Raw genomic sequence first — 25,051 nt, 5'->3', positions numbered from 1 at the left:
ACATTAGAACTTTTGGTTCATACATTTTAATAACTCAATAAGGTCAAAACATGATGTTTTTAATATTTTAGTCAAGAGCTAAACTGAAAACTCATGATTAAAAAACTACTGTGTATTTGCGTCCTTATTGTTTCTTGTAACGAAAAGCAAAAGGAAGAGGTAAGTGTTATTGAAACTGAAAAAGATACGCTAAAGGTCCAAATTCCTCATTTAGATTTGCATGCTGCAACCAATCTTTCCAAATTACCGCTTAAATGCATTGTCCAAGAATACCCCAATAAGCTAAACCAAACCATTGGAGGCGATGAGGATTTAAAATCACCTCAAGCGCTACATCCAGCATTTTATGGATGTTTCGATTGGCATTCCGCCGTTCATGGGCATTGGAGTTTAGTGAGTTTGTTAAAGCAGTTTCCTGATATTGAGAATAAATCTGAAATAGGTGCGTTGCTCCTTCAAAATATTTCAAAAGAAAATATCCAACAGGAAATTGATTATTTCGATGGACCGTTAAATAGTTCTTATGAGCGTACTTATGGATGGGCTTGGCTCTTAAAATTGGCAGAAGAACTTCATACTTGGGATAATCCTTTGGCGAAACAATTAGAAGAAAATCTCATGCCTTTAACCGATTTAATGGTTGAAAAATATATAGAGTTTCTTCCTAAACTTAATTATCCTATTCGAGTTGGTGAGCACCCAAATACGGCATTTGGATTGTCTTTCGCCTATGATTATGCCAAAACTGTTGGGGATGAAAAGTTGTTAAACGTTATAACTCAAAGAGCAAAAGATTTTTATTTGGATGACCAAGGATGCCCCCTAGGATGGGAACCAGGCGGATTCGATTTCCTTTCCCCCTGTTTGGAAGAGGCAGCATTGATGAAACGAATATTATCTAAACCAGAATTTGAAAAATGGTTCAGCGAGTTTTTACCCCCTTTATTAAACCCTAATTTTCAATTGGAAGTAGGGATTGTTTCAGATAGGTCCGATGGTAAATTAGTACATTTGGACGGGGTTAATTTTTCTAGAGCCTGGAGCTTGCTAAAAATTGCGGAAGGTATGCCCCAATTAGCCCATCTGCAGCAAATTGCCTATAAACACATTAATTACTCCTTGCCTAATATTGTGGACGATGCTTATGAAGGCGGACATTGGTTAGGTAGTTTTGCACTATATGCAATAAACTCTGTGCCGAATGAGTAACCCATGGTATAAGAATATTGGCCCAGGACCGTTAATTGCGGCAGCATTCATTGGCCCTGGTACTGTGACCGTTTGTACATTGGCTGGAGTTAAATTCGGATATGCCCTTTTATGGGCCATGGCCCTTTCTGTGGTAGCTACAATTGTATTGCAAGAAATGGCAGTCAGATTAGGATTGATTACCGGAAGGGGTTTGTCTGCAGTAATTCGATCAGAAATCAATAATCCAGTGATAAGAGGTTTCATGATGGTACTAATGGTAAGTGCAATCATTATAGGAAATGCCGCGTATGAGGCGGGCAATATTTCAGGAGGTGTATTGGGTTTGGAAGCGGTTGTGTCAAAAAATAATTTTAAAATTAATAACCTAGAAATCAATTTTATACCAATTATTATCGGTATAATAGCTTTAATCGTACTTGGGATAGGGAAATATAAGATTATTGAGCGATTTTTAGTAAGTTTAGTAATCCTAATGAGCCTTTCTTTTATAACTGCCGCACTATTTACAAAGCCTAATTTTTGGGAATTGATCAAAGGTGTTTTTGTTCCGGATGTTCCTGAAAATAGTTTGTTAACCGTAGTGGGATTGATTGGTACAACTGTGGTTCCTTACAACCTTTTCCTTCATGCTTCCCTAGTTAGTGAAAAATGGAAAGGTATATCAGATTTACCTGCGGCAAGGAGGGATAGCTTTCTCGCAATTATATTGGGGGGGATGGTTTCCATGGGTATAATTGTAACTGCATCGGCAATTCAAGGTGCCCAATTAGAAAATGCTGCAGATTTAGCAAGAAGCCTAGAGCCATTATACGGTAATTCGGCCAAAATCTTTCTTGGGATAGGTTTGTTCGCAGCTGGTTTAACAAGTGCTATTACTGCTCCCTTGGCCGCCGCCTATGTTGCCGCTGGTTGCTTTGGATGGTCTGCGGGGATATCTTCTGTAAAATTTAGGTCGGTCTGGGTACTAGTTATTGTTATCGGTGTATTTGTGTCTTCCTTAGGGTTGAAGCCTATTAGTATTATTCAATTTGCGCAGTTTGCAAATGGTCTGTTGCTGCCCATTATAGCGGGATTTTTGCTTTGGGTAACAAATCGTAAGCGCTTACTGGGCAAATACACTAATGCTATATGGCTAAATGTAATAGCAGTGGCTATAATTCTAATTGTGGTAGGACTTGGTGTGAAAAGCATTTTAATGGTATTAAAGCTTATTTAAATGAAATTGAACTTAAATATTAATGCTGATGTAGGTGAGGGTATCGGGAATGAGCATTTGCTAATGCCATATTTAAACAGTTGTAATGTTGCTTGTGGCGGTCATGCCGGAAGTGAGGAGGAAATGGATAGGGTTGTTAGATTGGCTAAAAGTAATGGGGTTATTATTGGTGCTCATCCTTCATATCCAGATCCGGAAAATTTCGGTAGAGTTTCAATGGATATAAGTAGCGCCGATCTATTTACTAGTCTGGTTAAGCAGGTTAGGTCTTTAGTTAAAATTGTAAGGTCACATTCATTGAACCTGCACCATATTAAGCCACATGGAGCCCTGTACAATGATGCGGTAAAAGATGAGGGAGTTGCCCAAGTAATTATTGAGGCGGTAAAAGGTTTTTCGGCTCCAATTTCACTGTATGTACCTTATGGTTCCCTTATTGCAGATATGGCACAATCTGCCAACATAAAGGTTTGTTATGAGGCCTTTGCTGATAGAACGTACCAGAATGATTTAAGTCTTACTCCAAGAACTCAAAAAGGCTCCGTGATTACCGACCCAAATTTGGTTTGGGATCAATTGTGCCAGATGGCAATAAATGGTAAAGTTATTACCGCGGAAGGGGAGGAGAGACCTATTGAAGTGGATACCTTTTGTATACATGGGGATACACCAAACGCTGTGGAAATTTTAAAATTTATTCGCGAAAAATCTAGCTAAAATGAAAGCCGCAGATAGTGTAGTTTACCCTAGAGTTCGCCCTTATAATGAGCGTTCTATTTTGGTGGAATTTAAACCAAATATCGGATCTTCCACACTTTCAGAACTTCTCTTCGTTAAAAATTTGCTTGAAAATTTTTATATTAAACAAAAAGTTGAAATAATCAATGCATACAGCTCGATATTAATTAAATATGATTTAACTATTGATAAAATCTATAGTGAGGTTTCGGTTGTAAAAGAGGTGGTTTCGGCTCCATTTGTTCCTTTGGATAAGGATTTTAAAACTTGGAGGATTCCTGTTTGTTACGACTCAAAATTTGGGACTGATTTAGATGCTATTTCACAGGATAAAAAAATGACCAAAGAGGAAATTATTGAATTGCATTCCAATGGAAGATATACGGTTTACTTTATCGGATTTTTACCTGGATTTTTATACTTGGGTGGGTTGGATAAAAAATTGTGTACTCCTCGAAAATCAATTCCTAATTTAAATGTAAAAAAAGGTTCAGTGGCTATCGGAGGACAACAAACCGGTATTTATCCCCAAGATAGTCCGGGTGGATGGCATGTTATTGGATCCACCCCAGTTCCCTTTTTTGATCCTCATTTAAATCCACCTTGTTTCGCGACGAATAATGATGTCGTGAAATTCAAACCTATTACAACTGAACATTACCACTATCTTCAAAATGAAGTAGAACAAAATAGGTATAACTGGGAAAAAATCTTGGAAAATGATTGAGGTCCTTTCGTCAGGATTTTATAGTACTATCCAGGATTTGGGTAGGTTTGGTTTTAGCCATTACGGTGTCCCTGTTTCTGGCGCAATGGACGAAACGGCCCTGAGGTTAGCAAATGCTCTTTTAAATAATAGCGAAAATGCGGCAGGATTGGAAATAACAATGACAGGACCTAAGTTAAGATTTCAATGCCCAACAGCCATTTGTGTAACAGGTGCTGAAATGCAACCCCAAATCAATGGCCAACGAATTGAAAATTGTAAAATTTATGCTGTTGATAAAGGTTCAATTTTAGGTTTTGGGAGATTAACCTCAGGTTTTAGAACCTATCTTGCAGTTAAAGGGGGGATTTCAACTGAACCCATATTAGGAAGTCGCAGCCAACTTCAATCAGTAACAGGAAATTCTGTAATAAAAAGAGGACATGCTATTCCAATACAGGAATATTCAGGATTTACTTATGGTTCTGGCGCACGAATTCAAAACAAACAATTTATTGGATCGCAGGAATTAATGGAATGTTTTAAAGGCCCCGAATTTGAAATGTTACCTGAACATCTCAGAAATCAGTTGGTTGGCAACACATTTACTGTTTCCAATCATTTTAGCCGCATGGGTTATCAAATCCAAGAGGAACTGTCAAATTCATTACCATCCATGATCACATCAGCTGTCTTGCCAGGCACGGTTCAGCTTACTCCGCAGGGAAAACTAATTATCTTAATGCGAGATAGCCAAACAACTGGTGGATACCCGAGGGTTCTTCAGTTGACAGAAAAATCCATCGATGGGATAGCCCAAAAAAAGATGGGTGATAAATTGGTTTTCAAACTGATAGAATTCTGATTGGCTCCAATCATTTTTTAGGGTCTTAATATTTTAACTAAATTGGTAGTGCTAAAAAACTATTCCCATGAAAAATTTCCTATTATTCTTAACCGGACTTATCCTCGGATTTCTGGTGTGTTACTTTATTAATAAAGATTCCGATATAAAGGATGAACCAAAAATGGTTGAAGAACCCGATATGGTTGTTGAAGAACCTGTACAACAAGAGCGTATGGCAAAGCCTAGTGGTTTGGTAACGCCCGACCAAATGAAAGTATTGAGTGAAAATTATAACGAAAGGCATCAAGCTGTTGAGCGTGTATTTGGTAAAGAAGATAATCGTTCGTCTTGGTATGCGCTTGATGATATTAAGTCTTATTTGCAATATGCCGACTCTGCTGCTACGGCCAAAGGTTACGAATTGGATGGCATTCGTCTATATATAGGCGCCAAAGGTGATTCAAAAAACAAGGATATGATTACATTGTTTATATCGCCTACCGGTAAACGAATGACTGGTGAGGGCTCATTTTTGTTTAACACCTACCAAAGTGGTTCTGGAGATATTACCGATATAGATGGTTTGGATGATGGTACTGGAGGTTATCCTCCTTCAGTAGGGTATCCTCAATAATATTTTTTATTGAAGGATTTACTTTTAAATAATGCTACCTGGATATTTAATTCAATTTCTTTCCTAGCAGCATTAACTGGTGTAATTACTTATAAATCTTATAAACATACCAACGTTAGATATTTTATCTTTTTTTTGGTATATGCTTATTTGGTAAGTGTATCATTAAGTTATACACAATTTCTACAGAAGTATGAATTTTTATCTTCTATTAAAGAAGCGCTTAAAGGAACATTCTTCGAGCTCAACTATTGGATGTCAACTATATTTTGGAGAATAGGAGCAACAATCTTTATTGTTCTCTTTTACTATAAAACCTTAAAGAACAATATTTTAAAAAGGATTTTAGTCTTTTTTGGAGGTTTGTTTTTTTTAATTTCAATTTTCGTCATTGTAAGGAATTTGGAGACTTTGCCGATAGGTTATTATAGCTTTCATCAAACAGGCTCCATAGTCGTAATTTTTACCTGTGTTACGCTTTATTTTATAGAATTAATGCTTACTAATGAAATATTGGATATTCAAAGGTCTGCAACATTTTACATAAGCTGGACTCTTTTAATTTTTTATAATGTTGTCTGTATTTTAATTATTTATAAGCGATATTATCATGGTGGTGATATGATATATGTTAATTTGCAGAGATTGATTTACATTTTTGCCAATATTTTTATGTATTCCATGTTTATTTTTGCTCTATTATGGTGCAGGCCACAGAAAGACCAGTAAGTACTGAGGCTGAGAGGGAACTCTTGGTCTATATGATTTTTGCCTTGTTTTTAATAACGGCCATGGTTATTGCCATTGCTGTGGTATTTCAGCGGCGTAAAAACAAGCTCATCGAAGAAAAGATAAAGCAAAAGGAAACCTTTTCTAAGGAGATGCAAACCATACAGGCTGAGGTTCAGGAAGAAACTTTGCGTTTTATAGGTAGGGAATTGCACGATAATGTCGGACAGATTTTGGCTTACGCCAATATGCAAATACAGATGCTCGCAAAAAATACCCAAGATCAGTTTAGGGAAAAGGTTTCTAACACCTCAGAAACCATAAAAAAGGGTATTGAAGAAGTAAGGTCATTAAGCAAATCGCTAAATTCAGATGTTATTTTGGAAAAAGGCCTTATCGCAACCGTTGCAAATGAAACAGAGCGCTTAAGACGCTTCAAGTTTGAAGAAGTTGTCTTTACCTACAATGCTGAAAAGGATGGTTTGATCCAGAAAAGTCATCAATTGGTTTTGTTCCGTATTATTCAAGAGTTTTTGAGTAACAGCCTTAAGTATTCTGAAGCTCAAAAAGTAGAAGTCCACTTTGATTTTTGCCCAAACGACTTAAAAATTGTATTGAAGGACGATGGTCGTGGTTTTGATATGGAAACTGTCGAGCCTGGTTCAGGCTTAATTAACATGAAAAAACGGGCAGAACTTATTAATACTAGATTCACTATTGAAAGTGCCATGGGAGCTGGGGTAAAGGTGGAAATGGTTTATCCGTTTCAGTCTATATTAATCAAGGATTTTGAATGATTTTTTAGTTGACCATTCTTCGTTAATTTTTCATTCAGCCGAATTTATTGCGGCAGTAATTGGTTTGCTCCTGTACAAGTCTTACAAGAAAACTAGCACTATATATTTCATTCATTTTCTTTTTGCTGCTTGGGCGGTGGATGCCATTGGTGGATATACAAATTATGTAATAGATTATGAATTTTTGCATTCTCTAAGATATTTACTAATAGATACAATTTTTGAAAAGAACCGCTGGTGGTATACGCTTTTTTGGCAAATTGGCGCCACCCTTCTTATTTTGAGATATTATATGAAAATTCTAAAATCAAAAAGACTTTTGTCAATTTTGAAAGTAGTTGGTTGGCTATTTTTAGTCGTATCAATAGTAAAGATTGTGATAAATTTTGATGCATTTTTTGTGAAATCTTTCCCTATCCACCAAATACTAAGTACTTCGGTTGTACTTGTTTGCATCACGTTTTATTTCATCGATTTATTAGGGAGCGATACCATATTAACTTTTAATAAATCTGTGTCCTTTTATGTGAGTTGTATATACCTTTTATGGTATCTCACAATTGCGACCACTCAATTTTATGAACCTTATTATAATTCTGTTGATAATGCTTATGTAAGGCTGAGGCGCCTCATTTACATTTATGCGATTTTCGGGATGTATGGATCATTTGCGATAACACTTATTTATTGTAGGCCCAAGAAAATTGAAAACTTAGTTAATTATCCCTAAAAGCACGCTTGCCAAAGCGCATCATTTTCTGGTATTGGTGCCTCAACTTCTATGAGTTCATGAGAAACGGGATGTTCTAATTTTAATTTTCGTGCATGAAGATGAATCCCACCATCAGGATTGCTGCGGTCAAAACCATATTTTAAATCTCCTTTTATGGGGCAACCAATGGCAGACAACTGTGCGCGTATTTGGTGGTGGCGACCTGTTTCAAGATTAATCTCAAGAAGATAGTAGTTGTCTAACTCCTTTATTAGGTCATATGTGAGAATAGCCTTTTTAGCATTGGAGGTTTCCTTTGTAAATACAATGGCTTTATTATTTTTTGGATTTTTTCGTAACCAGTGTATTAAGGTATCTCTCTTTTTGGGTGGTGGATTTTTTACTATAGCCCAATAGGTTTTTTCAGCAGATTTTTCAGCAAACAGTTTATTGAAACGTGGCAAGGATTTACTGGTCTTCGCAAAAAGGACTAAACCACTCGTTGGACGGTCTATTCTGTGAACGACTCCCAAGTAGACATTACCAGGCTTATTGTACTTATCTTTTAAATAAAGTTTTACTATTTCAGAAAGGGGAGTGTCACCCGTTTTATCGCCTTGAACAATGTCCCCAACGCGCTTATTCACTATGATACAGTGATTATCTTCGTAAAGAACCTGCAGGTTATATTCGTTAGAGAGAAATTTGGACATTTAGATTATAAGACTTCTTAGAAGTTTAGACTATAAGACTTGATTTAAATTTTGAAATCATTTTTATTATTTGGTTCAATTCTGAAATTAGGTGGTTTTGATCTTCCTCAGAAAGCAAATTCAAATCGGCTGAGATTAGTAGTTGGGTTTCTATTTCATAAGCAGAACCAATAGCTACTTCTATAAACCTTGCAAAATCTATGTTTGATTTTCTGGATGAGCCTTCGGCAATATTTGAAGCAATAGAAATAGAGGCTCTTCTCAGTTGGTTCGTTAGGCCAAACTTCTCAGATTCTGGAAACTGGGAGGTCGCATTATATATGTCGCTGCAAAACAGTCTACTTCTTTTCCAAATTTCCAACTCCTTAAACCTATGCATACAATAATATTTAAAACTTTAAAAGTCTAAATAATCTAATAATTCTAGGTTAATACATTTCATCCTCATTCGGGAAATCAACGGCCTTGACATCCTCAACATATTGAGAAATGGCTTTGGTCATTTCTTCGTAAAGGTGTAAATATCTGCGTAGAAACCTCGGATTGAATTCGTGCGTCATACCTAACATATCATGAAGGACCAGGACTTGACCATCTACCCCGTTACCTGCACCGATGCCAATTACAGGAATTGTTAAACTTTCGGCAACTTTTTTAGCAAGAGCAGCGGGAATTTTTTCCAAAACCACAGCAAAACAACCAATTTTTTCCAAAAATTTGGCATTTTCAAGCAATTCTTCAGCTTCTTGATCCTCCTTCGCTCGAACAGTATAGGTACCGAATTTGTAGATAGATTGTGGTGTTAGCCCTAAATGTCCCATTACAGGAATTCCAGCGTTTAAAATACGTTTAATTGATTCCTTGACTTCTTTACCGCCTTCCAATTTAACCGCATGTCCGCCACTTTCTTTCATAATTCTAATGGCGGATCGTAAAGCTTCCTTTGGATCGCTTTGGTAACTCCCGAACGGCAAGTCTACCACCACTAAAGCCCTATTAATAGCCCTTACTACAGAGGAGGCGTGGTAAATCATTTGGTCTAGGGTAATGGGTAGAGTTGTTTCGTGCCCGGCCATTACATTGCTGGCAGAGTCACCCACGAGGATTACATCAATTCCAGCGCCATCCACAATTTTTGCCATGGTATAGTCGTAAGCCGTTAACATAGAAATCTTTTCCCCGGCTTCCTTCATTTCCACCAATGATTTTACGGTTACGCGTTTGTACTCTCTTTTAGCAACAGACATATAATAATTTTAGAAGTGTAAAAATAAAGAGATTTCCTTAGAATTATGGACTTCATTACGAATCTGTAAGATAATGTCAGAATTGGATTTTGAAGAATTGTGACAGCTTGTCAGAATATTTGTCATGGCATAATCATTGACATAAACATTCCGAATAAATTTTATAAGAACACCAAAAAATATAAATATAGTATCATGAGTAAAATTATAGGAATAGATTTAGGTACGACCAACTCTTGCGTTGCTGTTATGGAAGGTAGCGAGCCTGTTGTTATACCTAATGCTGAAGGTAAGCGTACTACCCCATCTGTAATTGCTTTTGTGGAGGGCGGTGAGATTAAGGTTGGTGATCCTGCAAAACGTCAGGCCGTTACCAATCCTCAGAAAACCGTTTACTCAATTAAGCGTTTTATGGGAAACAAATATTCTGAATCTAAAAACGAAGCAGAACGCGTACCATATAAAGTTGTAAAAGGAGATAACGACACACCGCGTGTTGATATCGATGGCCGTCTATATACACCACAGGAATTATCGGCTATGATCCTTCAAAAAATGAAAAAAACTGCAGAAGATTATTTAGGAACGTCTGTTAGCGAAGCTGTAATTACAGTACCTGCTTATTTTAATGATTCCCAAAGACAAGCTACTAAAGAAGCTGGCGAAATTGCAGGTTTAAAAGTTAGAAGAATTATCAACGAGCCTACTGCTGCTGCTTTGGCTTACGGACTAGATAAAAAAGGTCAAGACCAAAAAATCGTAGTATTCGACTTCGGTGGAGGTACTCACGACGTTTCTATCCTTGAGTTAGGAGATGGCGTTTTTGAAGTATTGTCTACTGATGGTGATACGCACTTAGGTGGTGATGATGTGGATGAAAAAATCATCAATTGGTTAGCGGATGAATTTAAATCTGAGGAAGATATTGATTTAAGAAAAGATCCTATGGCGTTACAACGTCTAAAGGAAGCTGCTGAAAAAGCTAAGATAGAGTTATCTTCATCTAGCCAAACGGAAATTAATTTACCATATATTACTGCTACGGCTAGTGGGCCTAAGCACTTGGTTAGAACGCTAACTAAGTCTAAGTTTGAGCAATTAATCGATGATCTTGTAAAAAGAACAATCGAGCCTTGCCAATCTGCACTTAAAGCAGCTGGGTTAAAAACTTCAGACATTGATGAAATTATCCTTGTAGGTGGTTCAACTAGAATTCCTGCAGTACAAGAGGCTGTTCAGAAATTCTTTGGGAAAGCTCCAAGTAAAGGTGTTAACCCAGATGAGGTGGTTGCTGTTGGTGCTGCAATTCAAGGTGGTGTATTAACAGGAGATGTTAAAGATGTTTTATTGTTAGACGTAACTCCATTATCACTTGGTATTGAGACAATGGGTAATGTGATGACCAAATTAATTGAGGCCAACACGACTATTCCAACAAAGAAATCTCAGGTATTCTCAACGGCTGCAGATAATCAGCCATCAGTTGAAATTCATGTGTTGCAAGGAGAGCGGCCAATGGCGAAGGATAACAAAACAATTGGTAGATTCCATTTAGATGGAATTCCACCAGCGCCACGAGGTGTGCCTCAAATTGAAGTAACTTTTGATATTGATGCGAATGGTATTATCAATGTATCTGCTTCTGATAAAGCAACAGGTAAATCACAGAACATTCGTATTGAAGCTACTTCAGGTTTAACAGAGGAAGAAATCCAAAGGATGAAGCAAGAGGCTGAAGCTAATGCTGAAGCGGATGCTAAAGCTAAAGAAACAGCTGAAAAATTGAATACCGCTGATTCCATGATCTTCCAAACAGAGAAGCAATTGAAAGAGTTTGGTGATAAATTGTCTGCTGACAAGAAACAACCGATCGAAAGTGCTTTGGAAGAATTGAAGAAAGCATACGAAACTAAAGAAGTTAGTCAAATTGATCCAGCCCTAGAGAAGATTAATGAGGCTTGGAAAGCGGCTAGTGAAGAGATGTACAAAGCACAACAAGAAGGTGCAGCAGGTTCAACTGCTGATGCCAATGGTGCGGGGGATGCAACTTCTGAAGGTTCTAATGAGAGCAGCGATGTTGAAGACGTAGATTTTGAAGAGGTAAAATAACCTAAATCACATATAGATTGAAAAAAGCAACCATTTTTGGTTGCTTTTTTTATTTGGCACACTAATTAATTTTTAATGTTGAAAAGTATTAGATTTGATTATAACCTAACCTTTGCTATCATGAAATACTTTGCAATATTAATGTCATTTATAATTTCAGGTATTCTTGTTAGTTGTTCAAGTGATGACGGAAACAATTCTAAAATTACATCTTCAATTGAAGGTGAGTGGACGGCATCTGATCTTGATTATTCTGGTACAACCACTTTTGTATTCAATGGAGAAACCATTAATGTCGACTTTGTAGGGGAGGCCTATGATATGAATAACACACTGGTTTTTAATTCTAATCCTAATACCGTAATATCTTCCGGTTATTACAGTATCGAATTAACATTTAAAATGTTAGGCGAAGAATATACTGAAACGGCTGAAGATCTTGAATTCTTGGAAGATGGCACCTGGTCATTGTCAGGAGATAAATTAACCGTAATTAATGGGGATGAATCTACCGTTATGCTCATTAAGGAATTAACGGAGCATAGATTAATTTTAATCATTGAGGAGGAGGAAATTATAGATTTAGAAGAAATTTCTTCGACGGCCAAAATAAAAGGTGTTTTAAACTATATCCGATAGGCTGAAATTAATTGTAAAGTCACATCCTAAGAGTAATTTTTTGGGATGTTTTTGTTTTGCACCTTATCGATAAATTATGAAATCAGCCTATCTTAAGCATAAAAAATACTAGATTTACCCTTAGAACCAAATACTATCATCATGAAAAATTTGAAATTATTAACCTTAATTATATTGTCTGTCATGGTCTTTTCTTGTTCAGATGATGACGGTCCTGGAGAGCCTACGATTGAAGATACTATAGTAGGAAAATGGCAAGCAAGTGAGTTTTTAGTTGACGGGGAGGCAACAGGAAATATTGGTGGAATAAATGTTTCTGTAGATATTGAAGGAGACGTTTATGATAATACTTATGCAGTGGAATTTAGGGATAACCCTAATACAGTGACTTCTACCGGTGATTTCAGTATTCGGTTTACAGCTTCGTTTCTAGGTCAGTCGTATGAAGAAGTAGTGGAAGATGTTCAATTTATAGGTACTGGATCATGGCAAATAATAGGAAATCAACTTATAATAACCACTTCCACAGAAGAGCGTACTTTTGACATCCAAACGATTAATGCTACCACATTAAGGGTTTTTGGTCAAATTATTGAAACCATTGATGTAGAGGGGACTACCGCAGAAGCTGTAATTGATTTAGATTTAACCTTTACAAGAATATAGGTTCAAGTATTAACAACCTTAGTAATCCCAAATTTTAGATTTGGGATTTTTTATTTCAATTCATCTAAAAAGTATATCTTACACCTAATGGAAGATTCAAAAAATAGAGCTGAACTAAACGTATCTAATAGCTTTACCCATATGTTAGGTATAAAACATCCAATACTAATGGCCCCAATGTTTCTGGTTTCCAATACAGCCATGGTTATTGAGGGTATGAAATGTGGTATCGCAGGTTGTATTCCTGCCCTTAATTATAGGACAATTGAGGAGCTCAGAGAGGCGATCAAAGAATTAAAGGCAGCAAAAGTTCCGGGTGGTGCGTTCGGGTTTAACCTAATTGTAAACAAATCTAATTTCAAATATAAAGACCAATTAGAGGTATTATGTGATGAAGGATGTGATTTTATCCTTACTTCCTTAGGAAATCCTAAAGAAACAATTCAAAAGGCGCATCAAAAAGGGATAAAGGTGTTCTGCGATGTAACAGACTTTAATTATGCCCAAAAAGTAAGTGATTTGGGAGCAGATGCATTAATTGCTGTTAATAATCAAGCAGGAGGCCATAGGGGTAGAATTTCCCCCGAAGAATTGATTCAACTTTTAAAGAAAAATTTTAGCTTACCAGTTATCAGTGCCGGGGGAGTAGGTAATAGGCAGGAATTAGAAACTATGCTTGAATTTGGAGCAGAAGGTGTTTCCGTTGGAAGCCCCTTTATTGCATCTGAGGAAGCTAATGTTGGGGATAGTTACAAACAAGCATGTGTTGAATATGGTGAAGACGACATTGTTATGACCGAAAGGATTTCTGGTACACCTTGTACCGTGATTAACACGCCTTATGTCCAAAAAATTGGAACAAAACAACCGTGGCTGGAAAAATTATTGAATAAAAATCGTCGCCTGAAAAAATGGGTGAAAATGTTCCGTTTTAGCTTAGGAATGAAAGCTACTGAAAAAGCTGCCAAAGGAGCTACCTATAAAACTGTTTGGGTGGCCGGACCAAGCATTGAACATACAAAAGAAATTGCTCCAGTTAGAGCAATTGTTCACCGCCTAATTTCTTAACTAATCAGCCAAAAATTTTATTCCAGCAGTTATAATTTGAGATTTTAATCCGGTATTACGTTTATAACTTGCATATTTTAGGTCAATACTTTTAAGGCCGAAATGCCAAAGATGCCATTTTGTAAAAACATCCGTATAACTAGCGCCTATTCCTAATTGGTCCGCAGTATAATCGGAAAGGTCAAAATCTGAGGTATAGAATGATTCTGTGGAATAATGCTCCTCATAGGCGGCAAAGTAATCTGCTGCAGATTGTTTATAAAACCTGTAAGAAGGGTAGATCGTAAATTTATTTCCAACTTTAATAGGTGCTTCAAGACTCGCAGTTTGGGAGTTAATTCCCCAATCGTCCCAATAATAACGATAGAAAGTTCGCATAACTAACCATTCATTAATATAATAATGTAACCTACCACCGAGAGCAACTTTAAAACGATTGTTTGGTAAACGTTCAATATCATCGGCCAATTGAAAATTATCTATAAAGGAATCTTCAATATCTGAGAAATAAACTCTTTGGAAAGGAGTGGACAGCAGTCCGCGTTGAAAAACTAAATCGGATGCAAGTGACATCTGTAATTTTTTACTTAAAATTTGTGAAAAGACAAGGCCTAAGGAGTAACTATTTCTCTTCTTATCTGAAAATTCTGAAAATTGAGGGTTGTATTGGGAATTTCCAATTATGGTTTTATTCTCAAAAAATCGATGGTCTAAACCGTCGCCACCTTTTCCAAATGGCCTTAATTCAATTGGATAAATAGTATTCCATGAATCGATATAAACGTTTGCGGTTAAAGTAAGGTCTGTATTTTTTTCATTGAAACTTTTGGAAAAACTTCCCCCGAATCCCAAAGAAAAATAATCATATTCAGAAGCGAATGATAATTTTCCCGTCCAGTTGGAGTTACGGTCATCGGAGCTGTGCGAATAATGAGCGGATAGACTGCTCCACAGATCTGACGAAGATGCGCCCGAACTAGCTACAAAAGGATCAGCATTTTTATTGGTATCAAAAGGGTCTATATTGCTCGATGAGGCAGAAGTATATGCAGAAACTCCTGCATCTATGGTCAATACATCATCATCATTCATAGGTATGGACATTACGATGGTACCTGTGGCATCAGTTAATTTTTCGCTACCTATTCCACCTGAAACCGCTGCATTGTTTCCGGATTGGTTATAATAACTCGAGAGAAAATCAATTTCTGAAGTTTCAAGAACTCTCTTTTTGTATGATTCTGCTTGGTTGTTGTCATCCACCTGACCATACGATTGGTATGAAATAGAGAATATGACAAACAGTGAAATCCACGAATGATTTGAAATAAAACGCATGATTCAATTATTTAATTACAACCACAACCACCTCCGGTTTTACCGCCGTTAGCCCCTGATGCTGCCTCACGGTACGAATGGAAGGTAAGTATGTTTCTATCACATGGACGATCTGCCAATGTCATATCCGGATCATTAATTTGAACCTTTTCATATTCTTTAACTGCAACACATGATGTTGCAGAAAAGAGAACCAATGCCAATAAACCTAATTTAATTTTCATTGTTGTTTATTCTTATATTTTTAGAAGTAAATATCTTTCCGCTATCATCTACAATTATACATTCTACATTCGGCAATTGATTGATTCTGTCAATTCCGGTTTCAATTCCCATTACAAAAACGGACGTTGCCAATGCATCTGCCAATTCACCTTTTTCAGAAAAAATGGTAACACTTAAAATTCCTTGTGATGGATATCCGGTTCTAGGGTCTATTATATGAGTAAAGGTCTTTCCCTCTAGGGTAATTCGCTTTTCATAATTTCCAGATGTAACAACGGCGCCATGCATTATGGGTAGTTTGGTAAAGGCATGATTTTTATCCATCGGATTGGTGATTGCCACCTGCCAAGCTTTGCCACTGGGTTGTGATCCCCAAACAGTTAAATCTCCCGATGCGTTAATAATTCCTCCTTTAACACCCAGTTGCATAAGTTTTTCTTTTGCTTTATCGGCTGCATACCCCTTTCCTATGGCTCCAAACCCGATTTTCATTTGAGGCTGTTTCAGAAAAACGGATTGCTCATCTTCATTAAGGGTTATTTTTTCATAGCCTACTCGAGCCACCGATTGACTAACTTCTTCCGGAGTTGGTAGGGAGGTCATTGAGCCATCAAACTTCCACAACTTATCCATAGAGGCGTAGGTTATGTCGAAAGCTCCATCTGTAATCTTAGAAATGGCTATCGACCGTTCTATAAGGTTATAAAGTTCTCTATCAACAATGATGGGTTTTATTCCTGCATTTCGATTAATTTCTGAAGTCTGGGAAGACTGATCCCATGAAGAAATTAACTTTTCAATACGTTTAATTTCATCAACAGCAATTTGAATGTATTGTGCACCTGCTTGTTCATTTTCTGAAACGACGGTTATTTCAAAATCACTGCCCATTAAGGACATAGATTCTTTATAAATTTCTTGAGCGTAGCAAAGGAGTGAAAGAGAGAGAAATAAACCGATGCCAAAAATTAGTTTCAACTAGTGCGCGTTATAAAAGGAATTTAATTCAGTGATATATTCTTCGGGTGATATTTTTTTATAGCCTGTAGTACCTAATACCTTTCCATTAGAATCTAATAATACCACAAATGGAAAGAAGCCATTTTTATTATATGTTTCTGCTAATAGATTATTTTTTTCTTTTTGCTCTGCTGAAAGGGCGTTTTGTTTTCTTCTAGGAAAATCTGCCTTCAGTAAAATTAAATGGTCCTTTGAATAATTTTTGAAGGTTTCAGAAGTCCATATTTCTCTGTCGAGTTTCATGCAAGGTGCGCACCAATCAGATCCCTGAAATACTAATAATATAGGTTTGTGTTCTGTACTTGATTCTAATTTTGCTTTTTCAAAATCGGTTCCCCAATTTTGGGCTTGGCTATAACTATGGAAGAATATCACGCCAATAATAAACAGAAAGTTTTTCATGCTATTTAAAGCCTTCATTTCTCACAATAACGTAGGTTCAATAGATTTATTTCAATAAAGTTGAATTAAATATTTCAATTGTTAAAGTTTAGTTATCGGAAGTAATAATATCAATAAATTTTGTATATTTAATACATCATAGTTGGGGTGCTTTAATGAATAGCTGAGAACAAACCCATTGAACTTTGCCAGGTAATTCTGGAAAAGAAAGTTATGATAACAAAGGGAATTTAAGATAATTATAAATCTTATTCCCTTTGTTTCTTTTCTAGACTATCCGATTTTAGAATGTTGCGTGAAGTCGAACATTAAACACTCTCGGGGTTAAATAATTTGGTATAGCATATTGCCTTTTGGAATATACATCCCTAACCCAAGTATTTGTTATGCTGTTCTGCACATCGAACATGTTGAATATTTCAAATCCAATCCCCAGTTCTTTAAAAGGTTTTTTCCAATTCGACGTATAGGTTTTCGATTTGTCAACTAGCATATAACTGATGCCTAAATCAGCTCTTTTATAATCGCGTAAGCGGTTTTGGTATTCATAAGGGTCTGCATAGCTAGGAGAACCACCTGGCACTCCTGTATTATAGACTAGATTCAAAAACATTTTTAAATCGGGCAATTTTGGTACATAATCTTGGAATAATACCCCAAACTTTAACCTTTGGTCCGTAGGTCTGGAAATAAAACCTCGATCCTCAATATTCTCTTCGGTTTTTAAATACCCGAAACTAAACCAGGATTCCATCCCAGGAACAAATTGTCCATTTAGCCTTAAATCTAATCCGTAGGCATAAGCTTTGGCAATGTTTTTGGCCCTATAGCGTATTCGAACATTTTCCAGTGTATAGGGATTAACATCAGTTAAATTCTTGTAATACAATTCAGAAACTAGTTTAAAGGGCCGTTCCCACATTTTAAAACTGTATTCATTGCCAAGCACCAAGTGATAAGATTTTTGTGCTTTTACCTCTGGATTTACAGTTCCGGTTGAGTCCCTCAATTCGCGGTAAAACGGTGGCTGATAATAGAGGCCTCCGGCGATCCTAAATAACATGTCGTGTTTCCAGTTAGGTTTAATGGAGAATTGAAAACGTGGACTTACAACAGTTTGATTGACATTTTCGATGGACTCTCCAGAAACAGTCCAATTATGTAAGCGAATTCCGGCATTATAATAAATTCCATGTACCCCTAAATTGCCTCTTTTGCTCCATTGAAGATAAGCTTGCAATCTATCTATAGTAACTTGGTTGGTTGCCCTAACATTTTGAAACGGGACTAGAGGTCCTTCAAATGGTTCGTAAGGTTGATTATTGGTAATATTATCTTTAGGAGGGCGGATAGTAAATCCAGCACTGTCTATTACTTCCCATTCAACCAAACGATCTCTAATGTCTTCATGTGTGAATTTTGCGCTCCATTCCAACAAACCATCCTCTATTAAATAATCACCTTTATGTTGAAAATTTAAAATGAGGGCATCCAGTTTATTGCGAGCATGATTCAGTTGACCTCCAATTCCTTCACTAAATTCCACTTCACCTAAATCTTCATCGCCAATGCTGGTATTTACCTCTCCAAGGCGATATTGTGCAAGTATATCAAAATACTCTTCTTCCTTGGTGTGGAATACCGATCCAATAAGTTTTAGGGTTAGGTCATCACTAACAAAATAGTCGGCTTTTAGAGCTCCGACAAGGGTTGAATAACGATCTTTCTCTTGACCTTCATAGAAAACTAAAAGCGCAATAGGGTCTTGTAATGTTCCAAAATTTGTTTGGCGGTTTTGTGGTTCAAACTGATATTTGTTTAAGGAGGCGGTCCCTAAAAAATTTAAATGAAATTTATTGCTAAACCGATAGGTTAAATAGCCTTGGGCATCTGTAAAAATAGGTTTTACATTGGTTTCAGTTTCCCTTGAATTTATAAGTAAACTATTGTCTCGGTATCGGATACCAGCTATGCCGGAAAATTTAGAATCTGATGTAATAAATTCAGCAGTTACGCCACCGCCTAATAAGCTTAAATCAGCATCGATACTAAAATCGATGGGTGTTCGATATGTTATGTCTAGAACCGAGGATAGTTTATCGCCATAACGGGCCTGAAATCCGCCAGCTGAAAACTCAACATTTTGTACCATATCTGCATTTACAAAGCTCAGTCCTTCTTGTTGTCCAGAACGTATTAGGAACGGGCGGTATACTTCAATTTCATTTACGTAGACCAAATTTTCATCGAAATTGCCACCCCGAACAGAGTATTGCGTGCTAAGTTCATTGGAAATATTTACGCCAGGGAGTGTCTTCAAAATATTCTCAACACCAGGTTGGGCACCTTGTATTGTTCTTAAAATTTCCGGATTTATTGTGGTTACACCTTCCACATTTTTCCTCCCAGAACTAATAACCACTACCGTATTTATTTGTTCAACATTCACCTGCATAACAGGGTTGAATTCAATTACTTGCCCGGGCTTTACATTAAATGTAACAAGCACCTTTTTAAAGGAGAGGTGACTGAACTCAATTTGTATATCTTGGTTAGCGGGAAGCTCTAATGTGTAAAAGCCATTTTCGTTAGAGGTAGTACCATAACTTTCAAATGTTATGGAAACATCTTCAATAGGTTGATTATTAGAATTTAGTATTACGCCTGTTACCGTGCCCGTTTGACCGATTATGAGGCAGGTTTGTAGGAAAAAAAATAAGCCTAAAATATGTTGCAAGCGCACCAACGGTGTTATTTTCTATAGAATGTTGCTATAAATGTAGAACTATTTCCCACATTATCAGTAACGATAACTTTCAATTTGTTCTCTGTTTCAGTTAAAACGCCATCATCGAAATTATGTATCAGGAGATCCTTTTTGTAATCGTATTCCATTAAAATCCATTTTCCATTCACGGTGGCCCTATAGTTACTTATTCCAGATTCTGAATCGTCAATTTTGATAATAAGTGAATTAGCGCTTGATATCCATTGGCCATCTTTGAAATTAATTGCTGTTATGGAAGGTGAAATACTATCAATTCCAATGGTGAAGGTGCCAAAATTATTTTCCCAGGCACTTAAAAAATCACCTTTTCTAGACGCTCCAGTATAATAGATTTTTTTTCCATTCTTACTTAGTTGGGCTATATATAATAGGTTGCGATCTGACTCTTTGTAGGAAGTAAGGTCGTATTCTATATTAAAACTTTTAATCAGTGGAATTACATCTTCATGAAGCTTTAGGGTGTCTCCAATGACCTTATAATTAATAGATGTGTTTTCGTAAAGTACATTGGCTGGGATGGTTACTTTCCATTTTCCATCGGCTAATTTATTCGATTGATTCGCAATCAAATCAACATTTCCCTTAGATTCAAATGAACTTACATTTTTGCCCTTTTTACCTTCAATGGGTATGGTAATCCATGTATCGTTACCCTCAAAATCACTTAATCTAATTTTGTAACTATAGGATAAACTGTCTTTTACTTTTAGGTAACCATCATTTTGGGCATTCTTATACAGGTTAAGAGGGTTGTTTTCTTCAATAAATAATTTTTGAATTCGTTCGTCCTTATCTCTATAATAGCCATAATCAATAAGGCGATTAATATGCCTAGTTTCATCAAAACTGAAACGTCTGAAATCAATTTCGAAATGGCGGCTGCCGTTCAAAAACGTTTGAATGTTATAAAGTCCATTTTTGTTGTAAGCCAAATCTTGTTGATCGTAACTGATTACTCCAAAACCAATTGTTCCCTCAGCATCTATCTTTTGTGTAGTATAATCTCCATTGTTATCTGCAATTAAACGCAATTCGCGTCTCCCCAATGTATTATTAATATGGGAGCTGTGGTTTTTTGTATAAGCAAATAAACCTGTAATTGCGGGTTTCTTTGTGTCTTGGGTATTTATTCCAAAAAGCATTGGGTTTAGAGGGCGTTCATTCTTATCCCTTATTTCAAAATGGAGGTGGGGGCCAGCCGAGCTACCCGTATTACCGCTTATGGCAACTAACTCGCCCTTAAAAACCTTTAATTCATCAACCGCTGGGAATATCTCAACATCAAATTGCTCTTTTGCATATTGTACTTTTTTAATATATGTTTCCAGTGAGGGTGATAATTTCTGTAAATGACCGTAAACCGTTGTATAACCATTAGGGTGGGTTATATAAATGGCTTTTCCATAACCAAAAGGCGAAATTTTTATTCTACTAATATATCCATCTGCAGAGGCTACAACATTTAAACCCTCTTGACCTTGGGTCTTAATGTCCATTCCGGAGTGAAAATGGTTTGATCTCAATTCTGCAAAAGTACCTGCCAATACTACAGGAACTTCAAGAGGATTTCTAAAATAATATTGCGGGTATTCCTGTTGTGAATAACTAAGGTTAGTAAAAAATAGGAGCAGAAAAAGGTATTTCATAATAAAATTTGAGGAGTCAAAAATATTAAATTCAAAAAGCTTACCAAACTAAGTGTTCTTAACTTTAACGCTTATAAACGGTTAGTGTATATTTTCGAAAATAATTATAAAACAATTGTTATTTTTCAAATGGTATCTTAACTTTGTTACTAGAGTAATGATTTGTTCCAATGCGTAAAATTGAAGATATTGTTGATTCCTTAGAGGGCAAAATTTCCAAGATTTTACACAAGCAAGAAGTTCTCAAACAGACCAATACGAAGCTATCGGAAGAGCTTGTAAATCAACAGAAAAAGTATTTGCAGCTTCAAGAAGAAATGAGTTCATGGATCGAAAAGTATGAGTCCTTAAAAATTGCCAATTCATTACTTGGCAGTGATAATAATAACAGAGATACCAAGCTCAAAATAAATACGCTGATTAGAGAAATAGATTATTGTATTGCACAATTGTCTGAATAATGAGAAGACAGTTATATGGCAGAACCGCTTAAAATTAAAATATCTATAGCTAATCGTGTGTATCCTTTAACCATCGATCCAAAACAGGAAGAGGGTTTGCGATTGGCGGCGAAGAAGATTGAGGCGATGATAAGCCAATTTGAGCAAAGTTATTCCGTGCGGGATAAGCAAGATGTTTTGGCCATGTGTGCCTTACAATTTGCAGCCCAAGTGGAACAAAAAAAAATAGATAAAGCCTATGTAAATGAGGAAGTACAAGCCAAATTAGATGATTTGGATAAACTTCTTCAAGATCATTTAAGCGCTTAACGTTCTTTAAAATAGACATTTAGTCACTGCCTGCATTAGCAACATTTTTTGATAAACTCAACAAGAATTCTTTAAAAAGGGTGAGTTTAGACTGTAAAATCGTGCTGCCTTCGTTCGCGTCGAGCAGATTTTTGATCAGTTTGTTAGCCCTAAACCTGTTTTTAAGGAGTTTATACAAAATCCATAGCTGATGCAGGCTTTTTTATTTAAACTAACTAAACATGGAAATGAATACAATTTTGATAATTGTTGGTGGCGTGGTGGTTGGTCTAGTGTTGGGATTTGTAATCGCAAAAATACTTGAGAAGCAAAGTGCTTCAAAAATATTAAGCGATGCCAAAAATGAGGCTAGCTCAATTATTAAGTCTGCACAGACAGAAGGGGAGTCCATCAAAAAAGATAAAATCCTTCAAGCAAAGGAAAAGTTCATAGAACTTAAAGCGGAACATGAGAAGGTGATCCTGGCCAGGGACAAAAAGATGGCAGAAGCTGAAAAACGGACAAGGGATAAAGAATCGCAGGTATCTAACGAGCTTGCAAAATCAAAAAAGGCCAATCAAGAACTTGATGCTAAAATCAAGGACTACGATTTTCGTCTAGATCTTATTGAGAAAAAGAAGGATGAAATTGAGAAGGCGCATAAAAGCCAAATTAGGCAATTAGAGGTAATCTCTGGTTTATCTGCAGAGGAGGCAAAGTCTCAACTGATTGAATCTCTTAAACAAGAAGCAAAAGCTGATGCCATGTCCTACATCCAAGAAACCCTTGAAGAGGCAAAACTTACCGCTCAGCAAGACGCTAAGAAAGTTATAATTAATACCATTCAACGTATCGGTACCGAAGAAGCAATTGATAATTGCGTTTCTGTTTTTAACATAGAATCTGATGACGTTAAAGGCCGAATAATAGGTCGGGAAGGTAGAAATATACGAGCCATTGAGTCTGCAACTGGAGTTGAAATTATTGTAGATGATACTCCTGAAGCCATTATTTTAAGCTGTTTTGATTCAGTTAGAAGAGAAATTGCACGTTTGTCTTTGCATAAATTAGTTACGGATGGACGTATACATCCTGCAAGGATTGAAGAAATAGTTAAAAAGACTACCAAGCAAATAGAACAGGAAATTATCGAAGTTGGTAAAAGAACGGTTATAGATCTTGGTATTCATGGGCTACACCCTGAATTAATAAAGCTAGTAGGTAGGATGAAGTACCGTTCTTCATATGGCCAAAACCTTTTGCAACATAGTAGGGAAGTTGCCAAACTTTGTGGCGTTATGGCAGCGGAATTAGGTTTAAATCCTAAACTGGCAAAACGCGCCGGACTACTGCACGATATTGGTAAAGTACCTGATTCTGAAGCGGATATGGAAACCCCTCATGCTATTTTAGGTATGCAGTGGGCTGAAAAGTATGGAGAAAAATCTGAGGTTTGTAATGCAATTGGAGCTCACCACGATGAGATTGAAATGACCACCTTGCTTTCACCAATAGTTCAAGTATGTGATGCTATTTCTGGTGCTCGACCAGGCGCTAGGAGACAGGTTTTAGATTCTTATATTCAAAGATTGAAAGATCTTGAAGATGTAGCATTCGGCTTTAGTGGAGTTAACAAGGCCTACGCCATCCAAGCTGGTAGGGAGTTGCGTGTAATGGTTGAAAGCGAAAAAGTTTCTGATGACCAAGCGGCCAACTTATCATTTGAAATTTCACAAAAAATTCAAACAGATATGACCTATCCTGGACAGGTTAAAGTTACTGTTATACGTGAGACTAGGGCGGTTAATATCGCAAAATAATTAAAGGTGCTTACGCGGATGGAAGTCATTTAAAACCGCTTTTAAATGACTTCTGTCCACGTGCATATACACTTCTGTAGTTGTAATACTCTCGTGGCCTAACATCATTTGAATGGCCCTTAAATCTGCTCCTCCTTCTAATAAATGGGTAGCGAACGAATGCCTAAAGGTATGGGGTGAGATGGATTTATTGAGATTAATTTCTTTTGCCAACTGCTTGATGATTGTAAAAATCATCGCCCTAGTTAATTGTTTTCCTCTTCTATTTAAAAACAATATATCCTTAAATTTAGGATCGATACTCAAGTGTGGGCGCACTTCGTTTTTGTAGATATTTATATATTTCTGAGTAATCCCAGCTACTGGAATTAGTCGATCCTTATTTCCTTTACCGGTTACTTTTATAAAATCTTCTTCAAAATACAGGTCAGATATCTTAAGATTCACCAATTCGCTTACTCGTAAACCACATCCATATAAGGTTTCCAAAATTGCCCTATTTCGTTCCCCTTCCGATTTACTTAAATCTATAGCTGCAATTAGTCTGTCTATTTCTTCAACACTTAAGGTGTCGGGTAGTTTTCTTCCAATCTTAGGTGTCTCAATTAGTTCTGTCGGGTTATCTATTCGGTAATTTTCAAAGACTAAATAATTGAAAAAACTTTTTAAGCCTGAAATAATTCTCGATTGAGATCTAGCATTTAAATCTTTACCGATAGAATAGATAAAAGCGTTTACATCTTCTGTGCGAACTGTTAGCGGGTTTATTTGACTGTCTTTAGATTTCAGAAAATCCTGAAATTTAATAACGTCCATTTCATAGTTGATAATAGAGTTCTCGGATAGGCCGCGTTCTATTTTCAAAAAGTGCTTGAAGTCTGTAATGGCAAGGGACCAATTCATAAAAACAATATTAATATTATCTACATAGCATTTTTCAGGATCTTTTAATTTGTTAATAACTAATATTTTAAATATTTGAAATTCAGATAAATAAATTTAAGTGTTAATTAAATTGTTAATAAACTAA

At 36.4% G+C, this 25,051-nt stretch carries 26 protein-coding genes and 1 other RNA gene; 17 read left to right on the top strand and 10 right to left on the bottom strand.

All coding sequences use genetic code 11. The features are described 5' to 3' along the window. Window positions 1-93 precede the first annotated feature (93 nt). The 9 genes from ISU00_RS17285 (at window position 94) to ISU00_RS17245 (ending at window position 7,609) form a co-directional block, all read left to right on the top strand. A complete protein-coding gene (locus tag ISU00_RS17285) occupies window positions 94-1,209 on the top strand; it encodes a DUF2891 domain-containing protein (RefSeq protein WP_228851923.1) in 1,116 nt (371 codons plus the stop codon). Further along, complete coding sequence (locus ISU00_RS17280; RefSeq protein ID WP_228851922.1) at window positions 1,202-2,428, top strand: Nramp family divalent metal transporter; 1,227 nt, start codon at window positions 1,202-1,204, stop codon at window positions 2,426-2,428. The genes ISU00_RS17285 and ISU00_RS17280 overlap by 8 nt, the downstream gene beginning before the upstream one ends. Beyond that, window positions 2,429-3,145, top strand: a complete 717-nt coding sequence (gene pxpA / locus ISU00_RS17275; RefSeq protein ID WP_228851921.1) for a 5-oxoprolinase subunit PxpA — start codon at window positions 2,429-2,431, stop codon at window positions 3,143-3,145. 1 nt (window position 3,146) lies between these two features. Further along, on the top strand, window positions 3,147-3,893 hold the full coding sequence (gene pxpB, locus ISU00_RS17270) for a 5-oxoprolinase subunit PxpB (RefSeq protein ID WP_228851920.1): 747 nt from the start codon (window positions 3,147-3,149) through the stop codon (window positions 3,891-3,893). Further along, entirely contained in the window at window positions 3,886-4,737 is an 852-nt protein-coding gene (locus tag ISU00_RS17265) for a 5-oxoprolinase subunit C family protein (RefSeq protein WP_228851919.1), read from the top strand. The genes pxpB and ISU00_RS17265 overlap by 8 nt, the downstream gene beginning before the upstream one ends. A 67-nt stretch (window positions 4,738-4,804) precedes the next feature. Next, entirely contained in the window at window positions 4,805-5,353 is a 549-nt protein-coding gene (locus tag ISU00_RS17260; RefSeq protein ID WP_228851918.1) for a hypothetical protein, read from the top strand. A gap of 9 nt (window positions 5,354-5,362) precedes the next feature. Beyond that, complete coding sequence (locus ISU00_RS17255) at window positions 5,363-6,082, top strand: hypothetical protein (protein ID WP_228851917.1); 720 nt, start codon at window positions 5,363-5,365, stop codon at window positions 6,080-6,082. After that, window positions 6,055-6,879 (top strand): sensor histidine kinase, encoded by an 825-nt coding sequence (locus tag ISU00_RS17250; RefSeq protein ID WP_228851916.1) that lies wholly within the window; start codon window positions 6,055-6,057, stop codon window positions 6,877-6,879. Before ISU00_RS17255 ends, ISU00_RS17250 begins: the two co-directional genes overlap by 28 nt. Then, window positions 6,872-7,609 carry a hypothetical protein gene (locus tag ISU00_RS17245; protein WP_228851915.1) on the top strand — a complete coding sequence of 246 codons (738 nt, stop codon included), beginning with the start codon at window positions 6,872-6,874 and terminating at the stop codon, window positions 7,607-7,609. Before ISU00_RS17250 ends, ISU00_RS17245 begins: the two co-directional genes overlap by 8 nt. Here ISU00_RS17245 and ISU00_RS17240 read toward each other — a convergent pair. Genes ISU00_RS17240 through panB form a run of 3 tightly spaced genes read right to left on the bottom strand, consistent with a single transcriptional unit; the run spans window position 7,606 to window position 9,551 of the window. Next, complete coding sequence (locus tag ISU00_RS17240) at window positions 7,606-8,304, bottom strand: RluA family pseudouridine synthase (protein WP_228851914.1); 699 nt, start codon at window positions 8,302-8,304, stop codon at window positions 7,606-7,608. The genes ISU00_RS17245 and ISU00_RS17240 overlap by 4 nt on opposite strands. Window positions 8,305-8,329: 25 nt before the next feature. Beyond that, window positions 8,330-8,683 carry a four helix bundle protein gene (locus tag ISU00_RS17235; RefSeq protein WP_228851913.1) on the bottom strand — a complete coding sequence of 118 codons (354 nt, stop codon included), beginning with the start codon at window positions 8,681-8,683 and terminating at the stop codon, window positions 8,330-8,332. A 49-nt stretch (window positions 8,684-8,732) separates the two neighbouring features. Next, window positions 8,733-9,551: a 3-methyl-2-oxobutanoate hydroxymethyltransferase gene (gene panB, locus ISU00_RS17230; RefSeq protein WP_228851912.1), complete on the bottom strand. Its 819-nt coding sequence runs from the start codon at window positions 9,549-9,551 to the stop codon at window positions 8,733-8,735. A gap of 195 nt (window positions 9,552-9,746) precedes the next feature. Here panB and dnaK point away from each other — a divergent pair, with 195 nt between their 5' ends. The 4 genes from dnaK to ISU00_RS17210 all read left to right on the top strand — a co-directional run bounded on the left by dnaK (window position 9,747) and on the right by ISU00_RS17210 (window position 14,033). Beyond that, the gene (dnaK, locus tag ISU00_RS17225; protein WP_228851911.1) at window positions 9,747-11,660 is read left to right on the top strand and encodes a molecular chaperone DnaK; all 1,914 of its coding nucleotides are present in this window, start codon (window positions 9,747-9,749) and stop codon (window positions 11,658-11,660) included. A 120-nt stretch (window positions 11,661-11,780) separates the two neighbouring features. After that, a complete protein-coding gene (locus ISU00_RS17220) occupies window positions 11,781-12,299 on the top strand; it encodes a lipocalin family protein (protein ID WP_228851910.1) in 519 nt (172 codons plus the stop codon). 141 nt (window positions 12,300-12,440) lie between these two features. Further along, window positions 12,441-12,965 carry a 2'-deoxycytidine 5'-triphosphate deaminase gene (locus ISU00_RS17215; protein WP_228851909.1) on the top strand — a complete coding sequence of 175 codons (525 nt, stop codon included), beginning with the start codon at window positions 12,441-12,443 and terminating at the stop codon, window positions 12,963-12,965. A gap of 87 nt (window positions 12,966-13,052) precedes the next feature. Beyond that, window positions 13,053-14,033: an NAD(P)H-dependent flavin oxidoreductase gene (locus tag ISU00_RS17210; RefSeq protein WP_228851908.1), complete on the top strand. Its 981-nt coding sequence runs from the start codon at window positions 13,053-13,055 to the stop codon at window positions 14,031-14,033. On the opposite strand, the gene ISU00_RS17205 is transcribed toward ISU00_RS17210, so the two are convergent. From ISU00_RS17205 to ISU00_RS17180, 6 genes are all read right to left on the bottom strand, one after another. Beyond that, window positions 14,034-15,371: a DUF3570 domain-containing protein gene (locus ISU00_RS17205; RefSeq protein ID WP_228851907.1), complete on the bottom strand. Its 1,338-nt coding sequence runs from the start codon at window positions 15,369-15,371 to the stop codon at window positions 14,034-14,036. It lies immediately after the preceding gene. Between the two features lie 11 nt (window positions 15,372-15,382). After that, window positions 15,383-15,595 (bottom strand): DUF4266 domain-containing protein, encoded by a 213-nt coding sequence (locus ISU00_RS17200; RefSeq protein ID WP_228851906.1) that lies wholly within the window; start codon window positions 15,593-15,595, stop codon window positions 15,383-15,385. Further along, complete coding sequence (locus tag ISU00_RS17195) at window positions 15,585-16,574, bottom strand: FAD:protein FMN transferase (protein WP_228851905.1); 990 nt, start codon at window positions 16,572-16,574, stop codon at window positions 15,585-15,587. The genes ISU00_RS17200 and ISU00_RS17195 overlap by 11 nt, the downstream gene beginning before the upstream one ends. Beyond that, window positions 16,575-17,018, bottom strand: a complete 444-nt coding sequence (locus ISU00_RS17190; RefSeq protein WP_228851904.1) for a thioredoxin family protein — start codon at window positions 17,016-17,018, stop codon at window positions 16,575-16,577. A gap of 283 nt (window positions 17,019-17,301) precedes the next feature. Continuing rightward, entirely contained in the window at window positions 17,302-19,761 is a 2,460-nt protein-coding gene (locus tag ISU00_RS17185) for a TonB-dependent receptor (RefSeq protein WP_228853757.1), read from the bottom strand. Window positions 19,762-19,769: 8 nt separating this feature from the next. Beyond that, complete coding sequence (locus ISU00_RS17180) at window positions 19,770-21,452, bottom strand: M23 family metallopeptidase (RefSeq protein WP_228851903.1); 1,683 nt, start codon at window positions 21,450-21,452, stop codon at window positions 19,770-19,772. Between the two features lie 170 nt (window positions 21,453-21,622). Here ISU00_RS17180 and ISU00_RS17175 point away from each other — a divergent pair, with 170 nt between their 5' ends. The 4 genes from ISU00_RS17175 to rny all read left to right on the top strand — a co-directional run bounded on the left by ISU00_RS17175 (window position 21,623) and on the right by rny (window position 24,021). Further along, window positions 21,623-21,913, top strand: coding sequence for a hypothetical protein (locus ISU00_RS17175; RefSeq protein ID WP_228851902.1), 291 nt, complete (start codon window positions 21,623-21,625; stop codon window positions 21,911-21,913). A gap of 15 nt (window positions 21,914-21,928) precedes the next feature. Continuing rightward, the gene (locus ISU00_RS17170) at window positions 21,929-22,222 is read left to right on the top strand and encodes a cell division protein ZapA (protein WP_228851901.1); all 294 of its coding nucleotides are present in this window, start codon (window positions 21,929-21,931) and stop codon (window positions 22,220-22,222) included. A gap of 55 nt (window positions 22,223-22,277) precedes the next feature. Continuing rightward, window positions 22,278-22,394, top strand: a non-coding RNA gene (gene ssrS, locus ISU00_RS17165) — 6S RNA. Window positions 22,395-22,449: 55 nt separating this feature from the next. Then, window positions 22,450-24,021 carry a ribonuclease Y gene (rny, locus tag ISU00_RS17160; protein WP_394368540.1) on the top strand — a complete coding sequence of 524 codons (1,572 nt, stop codon included), beginning with the start codon at window positions 22,450-22,452 and terminating at the stop codon, window positions 24,019-24,021. Here rny and xerD read toward each other — a convergent pair whose 3' ends face one another. Then, window positions 24,022-24,924, bottom strand: a complete 903-nt coding sequence (gene xerD, locus ISU00_RS17155) for a site-specific tyrosine recombinase XerD (RefSeq protein WP_228851899.1) — start codon at window positions 24,922-24,924, stop codon at window positions 24,022-24,024. Window positions 24,925-25,051 lie beyond the last annotated feature (127 nt).

The sequence above is a fragment of the Aegicerativicinus sediminis genome, assembly GCF_015476115.1.
GTDB lineage: Bacteria > Bacteroidota > Bacteroidia > Flavobacteriales > Flavobacteriaceae > Aegicerativicinus > Aegicerativicinus sediminis.
Note: the sequence above shows the minus strand (reverse complement) of the source record. Positions and strands in the feature narration are given on the sequence as shown.